14 protein-coding genes are annotated in these 13,988 nt (G+C 70.5%); 5 read left to right on the plus strand and 9 right to left on the minus strand.

Features of this window, described 5'->3' with window-relative positions; all coding sequences use genetic code 11:
- Nucleotides 1–3 precede the first annotated feature (3 nt).
- The 4 genes from ASD21_RS11515 to ASD21_RS11530 form a co-directional block, all read right to left on the minus strand.
- On the minus strand, nucleotides 4–372 hold the full coding sequence (locus ASD21_RS11515) for a response regulator (RefSeq protein ID WP_056440754.1): 369 nt from the start codon (nucleotides 370–372) through the stop codon (nucleotides 4–6).
- Between the two features lie 3 nt (nucleotides 373–375).
- Nucleotides 376–1,986 (minus strand): sensor histidine kinase, encoded by a 1,611-nt coding sequence (locus tag ASD21_RS11520; RefSeq protein WP_235524875.1) that lies wholly within the window; start codon nucleotides 1,984–1,986, stop codon nucleotides 376–378.
- A gap of 171 nt (nucleotides 1,987–2,157) precedes the next feature.
- Entirely contained in the window at nucleotides 2,158–3,441 is a 1,284-nt protein-coding gene (locus tag ASD21_RS11525) for an HlyC/CorC family transporter (protein WP_156390724.1), read from the minus strand.
- Nucleotides 3,442–3,504: 63 nt separating this feature from the next.
- Entirely contained in the window at nucleotides 3,505–4,449 is a 945-nt protein-coding gene (locus ASD21_RS11530) for an alpha/beta fold hydrolase (RefSeq protein ID WP_082554723.1), read from the minus strand.
- Between the two features lie 160 nt (nucleotides 4,450–4,609).
- Here ASD21_RS11530 and ASD21_RS11535 point away from each other — a divergent pair, with 160 nt between their 5' ends.
- Complete coding sequence (locus ASD21_RS11535; RefSeq protein ID WP_056440764.1) at nucleotides 4,610–5,440, plus strand: helix-turn-helix domain-containing protein; 831 nt, start codon at nucleotides 4,610–4,612, stop codon at nucleotides 5,438–5,440.
- Between the two features lie 138 nt (nucleotides 5,441–5,578).
- On the opposite strand, the gene ASD21_RS25065 is transcribed toward ASD21_RS11535, so the two are convergent.
- The 3 genes from ASD21_RS25065 to ASD21_RS11550 all read right to left on the minus strand — a co-directional run bounded on the left by ASD21_RS25065 (nucleotide 5,579) and on the right by ASD21_RS11550 (nucleotide 8,421).
- Nucleotides 5,579–6,592 carry a VOC family protein gene (locus ASD21_RS25065; RefSeq protein WP_056440765.1) on the minus strand — a complete coding sequence of 338 codons (1,014 nt, stop codon included), beginning with the start codon at nucleotides 6,590–6,592 and terminating at the stop codon, nucleotides 5,579–5,581.
- Between the two features lie 111 nt (nucleotides 6,593–6,703).
- A complete protein-coding gene (gene aroB, locus ASD21_RS11545; RefSeq protein ID WP_056440766.1) occupies nucleotides 6,704–7,813 on the minus strand; it encodes a 3-dehydroquinate synthase in 1,110 nt (369 codons plus the stop codon).
- Nucleotides 7,810–8,421, minus strand: coding sequence for a shikimate kinase (locus ASD21_RS11550; RefSeq protein ID WP_056440767.1), 612 nt, complete (start codon nucleotides 8,419–8,421; stop codon nucleotides 7,810–7,812). The genes aroB and ASD21_RS11550 overlap by 4 nt, the downstream gene beginning before the upstream one ends.
- A gap of 121 nt (nucleotides 8,422–8,542) precedes the next feature.
- Between ASD21_RS11550 and ASD21_RS11555 the strand changes: the two genes are divergently transcribed.
- The 3 genes from ASD21_RS11555 (at nucleotide 8,543) to ASD21_RS11565 (ending at nucleotide 11,223) form a co-directional block, all read left to right on the plus strand.
- Entirely contained in the window at nucleotides 8,543–9,991 is a 1,449-nt protein-coding gene (locus ASD21_RS11555) for a hypothetical protein (RefSeq protein WP_056440768.1), read from the plus strand.
- Nucleotides 9,988–10,899, plus strand: a complete 912-nt coding sequence (locus tag ASD21_RS11560) for a site-specific tyrosine recombinase XerD (RefSeq protein ID WP_056440771.1) — start codon at nucleotides 9,988–9,990, stop codon at nucleotides 10,897–10,899. Before ASD21_RS11555 ends, ASD21_RS11560 begins: the two co-directional genes overlap by 4 nt.
- Nucleotides 10,900–11,001: 102 nt before the next feature.
- Entirely contained in the window at nucleotides 11,002–11,223 is a 222-nt protein-coding gene (locus ASD21_RS11565; RefSeq protein WP_056440777.1) for an alkylphosphonate utilization protein, read from the plus strand.
- Between the two features lie 147 nt (nucleotides 11,224–11,370).
- Here ASD21_RS11565 and ASD21_RS11570 read toward each other — a convergent pair whose 3' ends face one another.
- Nucleotides 11,371–11,856 (minus strand): VOC family protein, encoded by a 486-nt coding sequence (locus ASD21_RS11570; protein WP_056440780.1) that lies wholly within the window; start codon nucleotides 11,854–11,856, stop codon nucleotides 11,371–11,373.
- A gap of 118 nt (nucleotides 11,857–11,974) precedes the next feature.
- Nucleotides 11,975–12,607 (minus strand): DUF4328 domain-containing protein, encoded by a 633-nt coding sequence (locus ASD21_RS11575; RefSeq protein WP_056440783.1) that lies wholly within the window; start codon nucleotides 12,605–12,607, stop codon nucleotides 11,975–11,977.
- 102 nt (nucleotides 12,608–12,709) lie between these two features.
- Between ASD21_RS11575 and ASD21_RS11580 the strand changes: the two genes are divergently transcribed.
- Nucleotides 12,710–13,891, plus strand: coding sequence for an aminotransferase class I/II-fold pyridoxal phosphate-dependent enzyme (locus ASD21_RS11580; protein ID WP_056440788.1), 1,182 nt, complete (start codon nucleotides 12,710–12,712; stop codon nucleotides 13,889–13,891).
- The last annotated feature ends 97 nt before the right edge of the window (nucleotides 13,892–13,988 follow it).

Genomic DNA, 13,988 nt, shown 5'->3' on the forward strand with positions numbered 1-13,988 from the left:
TCGTCAGGCGACCTGGGCGGCCAGGCCTTCCAGAACCCTGCGCAGGTCGGCTTCGCGGAACGGTTTCTGCAGCACCGTCGCGCCCTTGTGGCCTTCCGACAGGCCGGCCTCGCCATAGCCGCTGGCGAAGGCGAACGGCACGCCGCGCTCCCTGAGGGCGTCGGCGACCGGGAAGATCGGACGCCCCCCCAGATTGACGTCCAGCAAGGCGGCGTCGATGTCGGCGCTGCCGGCCAGGCGCAAGGCTTCCTCCAGCTCGGCGGCGGGGCCGACGACGATGCAGCCAAGGTCGCTGAGCATGTCTTCCACCAACATGGAGACCAGCGCCTCGTCTTCGACCACCAGAACCTTAAGGGCGGCGAGGGTCTTCATTGTTCAGGGCTCCAGAGCACGGATCGGCAACCTCATGGTGCATACGAGGCCGAGGCTATCATAGGCTAGGTTGACCTGGGCGGACAGTTCGCCCGCCAGGCCCTTTTCGAGCAGACGGACGCCAAAGCCGTGGCGCGTCGGCGGGGCGACCGGAGGGCCGCCCTGTTCGGTCCAGGTCAAGCGCAGATGCGGTCCGTCGCCGGTTTCGTCCGGCTCGAGCGCCCAGACCACCCGCACCGCGCCGTCGGGAACCGACAGGGCCCCGTATTTCAGCGCGTTGGTCGCCAGTTCGTGGACGGCCATGCCCAGGGCCACCGTCGCCTTGGGGCTCAGCTGGAGGTCGCGAACATAGTCGAAACCGATGCGGTCGCGGGCGGCGAAGGCCTCCAGCTCGAAATCGAAGATCTCGCGCAGGCTGGCGCCTTCCCAGTTCTGCTCGGTCAGCAGGTTGTGGGTGTGCGACAGGGCCATGATCCGGCCCTCGAAGGCGTCGCGGAAAGCCTCGGGCGTTTCGGTGGTGCGCAGGGTCTGGCTGGCGATCGACTGCACCGAGACCAGGGTGTTCTTCACGCGGTGGTTCAGCTCGTTGACCAGCAGCCTCTGGCGTTCCTCGGCGCGCTTGCGCTCGGTGACGTCCAGCGACACGCCCGCCATGCGCCGCGCCCCGCCGTGATCGGCGGTCTGGGCGGCGCGGCCTCGCGCGTGCACCCAGCGGGTGTCGCCGTCCGGCGTGCGCACCCGATATTCGATGTCGTACTCCGCGCCGTGGAGGATGGCGTCCTCGATGGCGGCGGTCATCCGCGCGCGGTCGCCCGGATGCACCGAGGCCACCAGGTCGGCGAACCCGAAGTCGTCGTCGGGGCCGCGCCCGTAATTGGCCTTGCAGATGTCCGAGGCCAGATAGGCGCGGGTCTCGACATCCAGCTCCCACGAGCCCAGGCCGCCGGAATCCAGGGCGAACTTCAGGCGCTCCTCGGCGTCGCGGCGCTGGGCCAGCTCGGCGCGGGCGGCTTCCTGGGCCCGCACGGACTCGATCGAGACCGCCGCCTGGGCGGCCAGGCCGACCAGCAGGGTCTCGGCCCGCGCGTCGAAGCGGCCGGTCATGGAATGGCCGAAGAACAGGCCGCCCAGCACGGTTCCCTCGCGGGTGATGACCGGCACGGCCAGGTAGCTGCGCACCGGCAGGTGCCCCTCGGGCATGCCGCGGCGGGGCGCGTTGCGGCCATAGCGCGGGTCCTGGGTGATGTCGTCCGACCGCACCACGCCCTCGCCGTTGAAGGTCGGGGCGAAGACGGCGGTGTTGCGCGGCATCGGGAAGGCTTCGAAGGCCGCCCGCGGCGCCCCCGACAGGCTGTAGAGCATGAAGCTTTCGCCCGCCTCGTCGACGACATTGTAGAAGAACGCGCCGAACTGGGCGCCGGTCAGCTCGACGCCGCCGTCGACCACGGTCTGGACCAGGCTCCCGGCGTCGTGGCCGGCTCCGATGGCCTCGGCGATGCGGTTGAGGGCGCGCGACCGGCGCACTTCCTCGGCCAAGGCCTCTTCGGCCGCCGCGAGGCGCGCGACGAGGCTCTCGAACCCGTCCTCCTCGACACGGCCCATAGCCTTGACCAACCCTTGATCCCCCGTCTCCCGAGCGTCACCGTTGTCGTGCGCGCTCACCAACGCGCCGCCACGTTGATGGTTCCGTTGCGCTCATCCTGCGCCGGACCACGGCGTCCTCAAAGGGGTTCGTTGCGGAAAGCCGTCAAAACAAGCGGTTACGTCGGGTTGTCGACAAAGCCGCTAGCGGACGCTCTCATCCAGCCGTCCGCTGATCCGCAGGCCGGTGATCTGGTTGCGCTGGCGACGCAGCACCTGGAAGCGGTGGTGGTGGAAGATGAAGATCTGGCCCGGCTCCGGAATGGTCTGGGCCTCGTGGATTACCAGGCCGGCGATCGTCACCGCGTCGCCCTCCGGCAGGCGCCAGTCCATGGCCCGATTGAGGTCGCGGACGGTGACATGGCCGTCGACATGCACCGAACCGTCGGCCTGAGGACGCAGGCCCTCGACCTTGGTGTCGTGCTCGTCCTCGATCTCGCCGACGATCTCCTCGAGGATGTCCTCCAGGGTCACCAGGCCCTGCAAGGCGCCGTACTCGTCGACCACCAGGGCGAAGTGGCTGCGCCGCTTGAGGAAGGCGTTCAGCTGGTCCTTGAGGTTGGTGGTGTCGGGGATGAACCACGGCTCGCGCTGGATGGTCGCCACGTCGATGTCGTCGATCGCCCCGTTGGCGGCGGCCAGGGCCCGCAGCAGGTCGCGGGCGTGCAGCACGCCGACGATGTTGTCCGGGTTCTCGCGATAGAGCGGGATGCGGGTGTGCTGAGCCTCCAGGGCCTCGGCCACCAGCTCGCGGATCGGCAGGTCGGCGTCGATCAGGGTGATCGACTTGCGGTGGACCATGATCTCCGAGACATCCATGTCCGACAGGTCCAGCACCCCGCCCAGCATCCGCCGGTCGCCGCTTTCGACCCCGCCTTCGGAGTGGTGGTATTCGACCGCGCCGCGGATCTCCTCGTGGGCGGCCAGCACGTCGACCCCCATGTCCAGCTTGACGCCGAACAGCCGCAGCGTGCGCCGCACCACCCACTGGATGGTGTAGATGATCGGTCCGAACACCCGCACCACGACCAGGGTGGGGGCCGATAGGAAGCGGGCCACGTCGTCGGACTTCAGGATGGCCAGGGTCTTGGGCAGCACCTCGGCGAACACCAGGACCAGCACGGTCATCGCGCCGGTGGCCGCCGCCACGCCCCAGGGGCCGGGGATGGCCGCGGTCAGCACCTGGGTGGCCAGGGCCGAGGCCAGGATGTTGACCAGGTTGTTGCCCAGCAACACCGCCCCGATCATCGTTTCCTGGTCGGCCAACAGCTTGTTGACCCGCTTGGCCGGCCGATCGCCCTCGCGCTCCAGCTGGTGCATGCGAGCCCGGGAGGCGGCGGTCAGCGAGGTCTCGGCGGCCGAGAACAGCGCCGAGACGGCCAGCAGGACGATGATGATCGGCGCGAGGCCGAGGATGGCGGTCAGGATCATGGATCCTTCTTACGCCACGTCTGGCCAATCAGGGAGAGCGCCCGGCGGGGGAGTGGAGCTTTAGACGCCCCAGAGCTTGCGGGCTTCCTCGGCGATCAGATCGGGCCGCTCCTCGGGGAAGAACAGGTTGGCGTCCTCGACGAAGCGCACGCCGCGCGACTTGGGGAACGTATGGTCCAACCATAGCGCCCATTCGTCGCCGAACAGCTCGTTGTTCCGGGCCCAGACCATCCGCACCGGCTTGTCGAAACCGTGCAGGGCCGGCGCGGCGGCCGGCAACGGGTTGGGCAGCATGGCGATCGCGTAGTCCTGGCCCTGGCGGCGACGCTTGTCCGGGCCGACCAGCGGCCGCAGGTAGGTTTCGACCACGGCCGGGGTCAACACCTGGTCGGGCCGTGAATAGCCGCGACCGATGCCGTCATGCGATCGCGCGAAGGCGTTGTCGTCCAACTGCTTGCCGAACCAGCCGACCAGTTGGTCCTTCCGCGCCGCCTCGATGGCGCCCATGAACGGCGGCGGCGGGCTGTTTGTGTCGACGTCGCCGTTGGTCAGCAGCAGCGACCGCACCCGCTCGGGATGATGGGCGGCGATCAGCTGGGCCACGCCGGTGGCGCTGTCGTTCGAGACCAAATCGGCCTCGCGGAGGCCCAGCCTGTCCATCGCGGCCACCACCATCGCGGCCTGAGCCAGGGGCGACAGGTCGGCGTCCTCCGCCACGTCGCTGTAGCCCAGGCCCATCAGGTCGATGGCGATGCAGCGGCGATGATCGGCCAGCCGGGCCATGGCGCCGCGCCACTGGAAGCCGTTCAGCGGATAGCCGTGCAGAAAGATCGCCGCCCGGCCTCGGCCGCGCTCGGCATAGGCGATCTTGCCGACCTCCAGATCGACGAAGCGCCGCGCGGCGTGGAACTGGCCGGCCGTCCATTCCGTCGGCGCGGCCAGAGCCGGACCGGCCGCCACGGCGACCAGGCTCGCGCCGGCCGCCAACACCTCACGCCTCAACATTCCAACGCCCCGCGACCGACACACCGATGATGAAGCCGATGTAAGGAGATCGCCCCCGCCTTCTCAACTACGCTGCAAATCATCCGGTCATGACCTTGGAGGTCATGGACCGGATAGCCAGCTTGCCGGATAGGCCTTCTTCCTCGCTTACAGGGTCAGAATGAGCGTTTCGTCCGTCGCGTCGCGTCCTCTGGCCGTCCAGCCGCCGATCGGCAGGCTCCTGCGGGAATGGCGGGCGGCGCTGCGCTTCAGCCAGATGGACCTGGCGATGGAGGCCGGGGTCTCGACCCGCCACCTCAGCTGCATCGAGACCGGCAAGGCCCAGGCCAGCCGCGAGATCCTGACCCGCCTGGCCGACGCCCTGGCCATGCCGCTGCGCGAGCGCAACGCCCTGCTGACCGCCGCCGGCTACGCGCCGAAATATCCCGAGACCACGCTCGACACGCCCGAGCTGGAGCAGATGCAGAAGGCGATCGAACTGATCCTGGCCAAGCAGGAGCCGTACCCCGCCTTCGTGATCAACCGCCATTTCGACGTGCTGCGGATCAACCGGGCCACGGCGCGCATCGACCAGCTGACGATGGGACGGCCGAGCCGCCACACCAACCTGCTGCACCAGGTGTTCGACCCCGACGACTTCCGCCCCGTGATCGCCAACTGGCACGAGGTGGCCGAGGGCTTCATCGGTCACCTGCATCACCAGATCGCCGCCTCGCCCGCCGACCCGCGCGCCCAGCAGCTGCTGGACGAGATCCTGCGCTATCCGGACGTGCCCACCCGCTGGCGGTTCCGCGACGTCGACAAGGCCCCGTCGCCGATCCAGACCATGCGGTTCCGCAGCCCCGAGGGCGAGCTGCGGTTCTTCGAGACGATCACCACCTTCGCCCTGCCGCGCGACGTCACCCTGGACGAGATGCGCATCGAATGCGCCTTCCCGGCGGACGAGCACACCGCGGCGGTCTGCGCGCGGTTGGCCGAGGCGGACGCCTAGCGTTGGTCCGGATGCGAAAACCTCGTCCTTCGACAAGCTCAGGATGAGGTCTTCCACCGCTCAGGCCTAGACAATGGTCCTCATCCTGAGCTTGTCGAAGGACGAGGACCAAGCACGGCGACTGGATGTCGATAGACCTCAGCCCTTCACCCCCTCGCACGGCCCCTTGGCGGACGCCGCGTGGAATTCGATCAGCAGGCCCAGATCGGCGCGGGTCGGGGCCAGGAACGCGGCGCCCGACAGACCGTCATAGCCGGCCAGGCTCTGCTCGTAGCCGCGCTCGACGCGCCGCTTGGCCGCGTCCAGATCGGCGACGTCCAGGCTGACGCCCAGCACCTGCGGGCCGCCCTCGCGCAGGGCGTCCGCGGCGATCCCCGGCCCGTCCGGCTCCAGCGCCAGCAGGGCGTTCGGACCCACCGCCACGCAGTAGCCCTTGGCCGCCACCTGCGGGACCCGGACCGGAACCGCCCCGGCCAGACCCAGCTTTTCCAGCTTCGCCTTGTCCGCGCCGGCGTCGGCCGACAGCAGCCAGAACGCCGACAGCGACCGCGCGCCGTTCGGGTGCTGGCGGGCGGTCTTGTCGTCCGCCACGCTGGCCGGGTCGGACCGGGGCGCGGCGTAGTCGATCAGGAAGACGCTGCTGGACAGCACCGGGCGGTCGAAGGCGAACAGCCGCCAGCGCGGCGGCTTGCCCGGCCCCTGGCCGTCGGGATCGTCGGCGGCGGCGGTGAAGATCGGGGTCACCGGCAGACCCTGGGCCTTGAGGTCGGCCTGGGCCTGGTCGAGCGCCGAGGCGTGCAGGCCGAACGCCCGCGCGCCCGATCCGCCGTGCAGCGAGGCCTGGTCGGCCTGCATGCCGGGGTCCAGCTCCGGATCGGGACGGGTGATGCCCAGCAGCTCCAGATAGCCCTGGTCGGCCAGGCGCACATAGCGGTTGGCGACGCCGCCGGGGTTGCGCCCGGGCCGCACCTGGAAGCCCAGCTTGACCGCCAGGACCGCCGAGGCCTGGTCGATGTCGCGGCCCCACAGCAGCGCGTGGTCCAGCTTGTCGACGGGGGCGGGCGCGGCGGCCTGGGCGGCGGGCGGACCCAGGCCGAGCGACCCGAGGCCGAGTGATAGGGCGATGGCGGAGAGGGTGAGACGAGGGCGCAAGGCGGGGGGCTCCGTGACGCTTGAGCGGACGGGGCAAGCTGGCATGGCGGCGTAAGCGGAACCATGACCCCGGAGGTCATGACCTCAGGCGGGGCGAGGTCAGGACGGCCCCTAGACCGCGCCTTCCTCGATCAGGAACGCCCGCAGCTCGTCCCGATCCACGTCCTTGGCCACGAAGGCGTCGCCGATGCCGCGGACCAGGATGAAGGTCAAAAGTCCGCCCTCGGCCTTCTTGTCCTGGGCGCTGTGGGCGATCAGGGCGTCGGCGCTGAACGGCTCGGGGCGGATGTCCGACAGCCTGGTCGGCAGGCCGGCGGCCTTGATCGCGGCCTCGGCGCGGACGGCGTCCTGGCTGGAGCACAGGCCCTGGCGGGCCGAGAAGCGGAAGGCCTGGGCCATGCCCAGGCCCACGGCCTCGCCGTGCTTGAGCGCGTCGCCGAAGCCCATCTCGCCCTCGACCGCGTGGCCGAAGGTGTGGCCCAGATTCAGCAGGGCCCGGCGGCCGACTTCCTTCTCGTCCTCGGCGACGATCTCGGCTTTCATCTCGACCGAGCGCCCGACGGCGCGGACCAGGGCCGAGGTGTCGCGCTCCAGCACGGCCTGGACGTTGGCCTCCAGCCATTCGAAGAAGGGGAAGTCGCCCAGCAGGCCGTACTTGATGATCTCGGCATAGCCGCAGGCCAGCTCGCGGGCCGGCAGGGTGGCCAGGATGTCGAGGTCGGCCAGCACCAGCCGCGGCTGGTGGAAGGCGCCGATCAGGTTCTTGCCGCGCGGGGTGTCGATGGCGGTCTTTCCGCCCACGGACGAATCCACCTGGGCCAGCAGGGTGGTGGGGATCTGGATGAAGTCGATGCCGCGCTTGTAGATCGCCGCCGCGAAGCCGGTCAGGTCGCCGACCACCCCGCCGCCGAACGCCACGACCATGTCGCCGCGCTCCAGGTTCAGGGCCAGCAGGCGGTCGCTCAGGTCGGCCAGGCCCTCGAAGCTCTTGGTCTCCTCGCCCGGCGGCACCAGGATCACGTCGGTGGCGACCCCGGCGTGCTCCAGCGCGTTGGCCAGCCGCTCGCCATGGTGCTCGCCGACGATGGTGTCGGTGACGATGGCCACCCGCTTGCGCTTCAGCAGCGGGGCGATGTGCTCGCCCGCCCGATCGATCAGGCCGGTTCCGACCACGACGTCATAAGCGCGCGCGCCCAGGCCCACGGGGATGGTGGTGATCACTTCAGCTCGCTTTCGGACTTCAGGTACTTTTGCAGGGCCTGGATCACGGCCTCGACCGCCACGCCATGGGCGGTGTCGCCGGTCTCGACGGTCAGATGGGCCTCGCCATAGGCGGGGTAACGGAGTTGGGCGTGCTCGCGCAGCACGTCCATCGGGTCGCGGCCCTTCAGCAGCGGCCGGCCCTCCTTGCGGCTGACGCGGCGGGCCAGCAGCTCCAGGTCGGCCTTCAGCCAGACGGCGACGGCCTTGGACTTGATCAGGGCGCGGGTCTCGGCGTTGACGAAGGCCCCGCCGCCGGTGGCCAGCACGTGCGGCGGCTCGTCCAGCAGCCGGGCGATCACCCGCCGCTCGCCGTCGCGGAAGGCCGCCTCGCCCATCTCGGCGAAGATCTCGGGGATCGAGCGGCCGGCGGCGGCCTCGACCTCGTTGTCGGCGTCGCGGAACGGCAGGTCCAGCGCCGTGGCCAGGCGGCGGCCGACGCTGGACTTGCCCACGCCCATCAGCCCCACCAGGACGATGGTCTTGCGGCGCAGGGCGGCCCTCGGGTCCGGTCCCTGGGATTCAGGGGCTCGGACGTCAGGGCGGGAAGGGGCGGGATCGTCGGTCATGGCCTGCTCGCGGTTTACACGAGCGCAAGGCCTCCCGCCAAGGTTTGGACCAAAGCCGCGTCCAGGGTGTCGCGGAGGGCGAAAAGTTTCGCCAACCCCTGTCCTGCGGCATAGTTGAACCATGGCTCCTTGCAAGCGACTCACGACCCTTTCGGCCATCGTCCTGGCGGCGGTGCTCGCGGCCACGTCCACCCCCGTTCAGGCCTTGGCTCAGGTGCAGGTCCAGCCCCTGGCCGCCCCGGACCTGTTCTCGACGCCGGCGGCGCAGACGGACCTGACGGGCGACCTCTGGAAGGACGCCTCGCCGGGCGTCGCCAAGGAAGCCCTGCCCAAGCTGGCGACCAAGCCGCTGTCGCCGGCCGCGACCGGCCTGGCGCGGCGGGTGCTGGCCACCGGCGCCAACGCCCCGCCCGGCATCGGCGACGACCCCGAACTGGGCGCGATGAGGGCCCTGGCCCTGATCGCCCTGGGCGAGGCCAAGGGGGCCGACGCCATGCTGGACCGCGCGCCCGGCGTGGCGGGCAGCGCCCCGCTGTCGCTGGCGGCGGCCGAGGCGGCCCTGATTTCCGGCGCCGACGACAAGGCCTGCAAGATCGGCGAGGCGCTCACCGTCGACCGCGGCGGGCCCTACTGGCTGCGGCTGCGAGCCTTTTGCCAGGCCCTGGCCGGCGAGAAGGCCGCGGCCCAGCTGACCCTCAGCCTGGCCCAGGGCCAGGACGCCGATTACGCCCGGCTGATGAGCGCCCTGTTGTCCGGCGCGCCGGCGGGGCCGGCCAACCTGGCCAACGGGATCAACTACGCCCTGTCGCGCAAGCTGGGACTGGACGTGGGGTCGGCCGCCGCCGTCGCCAGCGCCTCGCCGGCGCTGAAGGCGATGCTCAAGCCCGCCGACGCGGCCGCGCCGACCGACCCGGCCGCCGCCCAGGCCCAGGTCCTGGCCGCCCTGCGCGGCGCCAAGGGCCTGGTCGCCTTCACCGACGCCGCCAAGGCCGCCCTGCCGGCGGTCGCCGCCCTGGCCGGGGGCGCCGCGCCGCTGGAGGACCCCGTGCCGCTGGCCCGCGCCGCCCTGGCCGCCGGCGACCTGGCCACCGCCCAGGCGATCCGAGGCAAGCTGACCGGCGACACCATCCCGGGCGCGACCACTCTGGATCTCGCCCTGCTGGACGCGACCCTGGCCGCCGCCGAGGGCAAGAAGGACAGCCAGATCCTGGACGGCCTGATCGAGCGCGGCGTCCAGGGCGGCGTCAAGTCGCCCGCCCAGGCGGCCGCCCTGATCCTGGCCGCGTTCGGCGGCCCCATGAGCCCCGAGGCCCGCGCGTCGTTCGCGATCTTCGACCCGGGCAAGTCCGCCGCGCCGGCCGGACGACTGATCGTGCTGGACGCCGCCGCCGCCGCCGGCCGCCAGGGCGAGGCGGCGCTGCTGGCCCTGTCGATCGCCGCCGACGCCGGGCCCGCCGGACCGGGGCCGGTCGATCGCGCCCGGCTGGTCCGCGCCCTGCTGAAGGCCGGGCTGGAAGCCGACGCCCGCGCCTTCGCCGTGGAGGGGCTGCTGGCGCTGCAGCTGAAATGAGCAGCGTGGCATCAGGCTGGATCGACGCCTTCCTCGAGATGATGGCCGTCGAGCGCGCGGCCGCCCGCAACACCCTGACCGCCTATGAGAAGGACCTGGCCGACGCCCGGCTGTTCCTGGCCTCGCGCGGCGATCTCGACGCCGCCTCGGCCGAGGCCGTCGAGGCCTATTTCGCCGACCTGGGCGCGCGCGGCCTGTCGCCGGCCACCGCCGCCCGCCGGCGCTCGGCCCTGCGGCAGTTCTACCGCTTCGTGCTGGGCGAGGGCTGGCGCGACGACGACCCCTCGCGCCGGGTCGAGGCGCCCAAGGCCGGCCGGCCCCTGCCCAAGGTGCTGTCGCGCGACGCGGTCCTGCGGCTGATCGCGGCGGCGGCCGCCAAGGACGGGGGGCAGGGCCTGCGCCTGGCCTGCATGATCGAGCTGCTCTACGCCTCGGGCCTGCGGATCTCCGAACTGCTGAACCTGCCGCTGGCGGCCCTCGCCCGCGACCCGGCCTTCCTGATGGTCAAGGGCAAGGGCGGCAAGGAGCGGCTGGCCCCGCTGAACGACGCGGCCCGCGCGGCTGTGAAGGCCTATTTGGAGGCAAGGCCGCAATTCCTGCCAAAGGGCGTCAAGGAGAGCCCCTGGCTGTTCCCCTCGCGCGGCAAGGGCGGCCGGCTGACGGCGCGGCGGGTTTCGCAGCTGCTCGAGGACGCCGCCATCGCCGCCGGCATCGACCGCGAGACCGTCAGCCCCCACGTCCTGCGCCACGCCTTCGCCACCCACCTGCTGGAGGGCGGCGCCGACCTGCGCGTCATCCAGACCCTGCTGGGCCACGCCGACATCGCCACCACCCAGATCTACACCCACGTGGCGGGAGATCACCTGGCCCAGGTGGTGAAGTCCAAGCATCCGCTGGGGCGGAAATAGTTTTGTCACCCCGGATCTGCGCGCTGCGCGCTCGTCCGGGATGACAGTGTTTGTATTGGGCGCGCGCGCTGCTAAGCACCCACACCTTTTCAGGAGAACGACATGTCGGACGAAACCCGCGACAGCAACGGCACGATCCTGGCCGACGGCGACAACGTCACCCTGATCAAGGACCTCAAGGTCAAGGGCTCGGGCGGCGTGACGCTCAAGCGCGGGACCCTGGTCAAGAACATCCGCCTGACCGGCGACACCGACGAGATCGAGGCCAATGTCGAGAAGGTGCGCGGCCTGGTGCTGCGGGTGGAGTTCGTGAAGAAGGCTTAAGGGCGCCTAGTCCCTCCCCCCGTGGGGGAGGTGTCGGCGAAGCCGACGGAGGGGGCGTCATCGGCGGACGACCACAACCCGGATCGACGATCCTAAACTCCCCCCACCGGCCTTCGGCCGCCTCCCCCACAGGGGGAGGGCCCAGGCCTATGCCCCCTCGAACGCCGCCTTCAGCTTGGGCATGTCCAGCTTCACCATCTGCATCATGGCGGCGAACATCCGGCCGACGGCGGCCTTGTCGGGGCTGGAATAGAGGTCGAGCAGCGCCTGCGGCACGATCTGCCAGGACAGGCCGAACTTGTCCTTCAGCCAGCCGCACGCGCTTGCCTGGCCGCCGTCGGCGAGCAGGGCGTCCCAGTAGCGGTCGACCTCGGCCTGGTCGGCGCAGTGGATGACGAACGACACCGCCTCGGTGAGGGGGAACATTGGGCCGCCGTTCAAGGCGGTGTATTCCTGGCCCTCCAGCTCGAAACCGATGGTCATGACGGTTCCGGGCGGTCCCGCCGGCGGCTGGGAGTCGCTGGGATAGCGCGCCACGCTGGTGATCCTCGAATTGGGAAACAGCGAGACGTAGAAGTTCGCGGCCTCCTCGGCCTGGGTGTCGAACCACAGGAACGGTGTGATCTTGGGCATGGGGGCGTCCTCCGTTGAGCGGGTGTCGAACCCAGGACGATCAAGCCACGTCCGTTCCGACATCGGCCCGCGCTTTTCGACGAACCGCCGCCCAGGGGCGACCGATGTCGCCGAGGTCCTAGTCGAACACGCTCGTGTCGGTGACCCGGCCTTGCAGGTCGGTGACGTGGCGGACGATCCGATTGAACAGCACGCACTGCGCCATCACGACCAGGCCGCCCAGCATGATCATGCCGGTGAGCAGCGCGCGGTCATGAATGCCGACCTGCTTGAGGACGCCGAGCAGGCCGCCGACGCCGCCGCCCGCCAGCCATGCGCCCCACCACCAGCGGAGCAGGGCGGGGGTCGTGACCGAGCGCCATGCGGTCCCCGCGGTGCTAGCCTTCCACAACTGTTCCATGCCCTCGAAGGGTTTCCAGATCGCGGCGATCGGCACGAAGTACCAGCCGACCGCCCAAGCGGCTGACATTGGCAGGCCGTAATTCGCTAGGCGTTGGGCGTTGCGGCTGGCGCGGTAAATCCAGATCAGGGCGAGGACGCCGGCTACAGCCTGGGTGAACAAGGCGATGTTGGTTGAAAGCTTCAGGACTTGGGCGAAGGCTAAGTATGGGAAGGCCTCCGGCGGCTTTCCGACCAGCAATGCTAGATTCGCCCCGAACAGACTGAACGTTAGGAGCCGTCCGGCGAAGAACATCCAGGTCGCGGCGATGACGAGGCCCGCCAGCCGCCTCGGAGCCTCAATGATCGTCATGCTGTTCCCCAAACACTCAAGATCGCTAAGGCGGTTCGAGGCGATGGACAAGGTTCGAGACGGGTCGTTGCGGCCGGACGCCGCGCCGACTAGTTACGCTGCATGGCCGCTTCCGAGATCGAACCCTTCCACGCCATCGCCATCAGCCGTCTGGCCCACCAGATGAAGGCCGAGGGCCGATCGATCATCCACATGGAGTTCGGCCAGCCCTCGACCGGCGCGCCCAAGGCGGCGATCGCCACGGCGCACCATGTGCTGGACACCGACGGCATGGGCTATTGGGAAAGCCCGCGGCTGAAGGCGGCGATCGCCCAGCGCTACGCCACGCTGGACGGGGTGAGCGTCGATCCCGAGCGGATCATCCTGACCTGCGGCGCCTCGCCGGCCCTGGTGCTGGCCCTGGCGTCCAACTTCCAGCCGGGCGACCGCGTGGCCTTGGCCCGGCCCGGCTACGTGGCCTATCGCAATACGCTGAAGGCCTTGAACCTGGTCCCGGTCGAGATCGCCTGCGGGGCCGAGAGCCGCTTCCAGCTGACCGCCGCCCACCTGGCGGCGCTGGACCCCGCGCCCGCCGGGGTGATCATCGCCAGCCCGGCCAACCCGACCGGCACCATCATCCCCGCCGCCGAGCTGGAGGCCATCGCCGAGGTCTGCCGCGCGCGCGGGATTCGCGTCGTCTCCGACGAGATCTATCACGGCCTCAGCTACGGCGAGCCGGCCCGCTCGATGCTGGCGTTCGCGCCGGACGCCCTGATCGTCAACAGCTTCTCGAAGTACTTCAGCATGGCCGCCTGGCGGCTGGGCTGGACGGTCGTGCCGAGCGAGCAGATCCAGCGGGCCCGGGCCTTCATGGGCAATCTGTTCCTGACCCCGCCGTCGCTGAGCCAGCACGCGGGGCTGGTGGCCATGGACTGCCTGGACGAGCTGGAGGGCCACGTGGCCGTCTACCGCGCCAACCGCGCCCTGCTGCTCGATGCGTTGCCGGCCCTGGGCCTGGCCTCGATCGCCCCGCCGGACGGGGCCTTCTACATCTACGCCGACATCGGCCATCTGACCGACGACAGCCTGGCCTTCTGCGAGGCCCTGCTGCGCGACACCGGCGTGGCCACCGCGCCCGGCGTCGATTTCGACCCGGTCGACGGCCGACGGTTCATCCGCTTCAGCTTCGCGGTCTCGACGGCGGAGGTCGAGGAGGCCCTGCGGCGGATCACGCCGTGGTTCGCCTCAAGAAACCCTCTCCCAGCGGGAGAGGGAGGGACCCGCGACGAAGTCGTGGGAGGGTGAGGGGTTACACCCTCACCGATTTCTCACGGCGCTCTGCCGGCACGCCGGTTGACGCCTTCACCCCTCACCCTCCCATGCTGCGCATGGGCCCCTCCCT

Origin of the sequence: Caulobacter sp. Root1455 (genome assembly GCF_001426905.1) — a bacterium.
Taxonomy (GTDB): domain Bacteria; phylum Pseudomonadota; class Alphaproteobacteria; order Caulobacterales; family Caulobacteraceae; genus Caulobacter.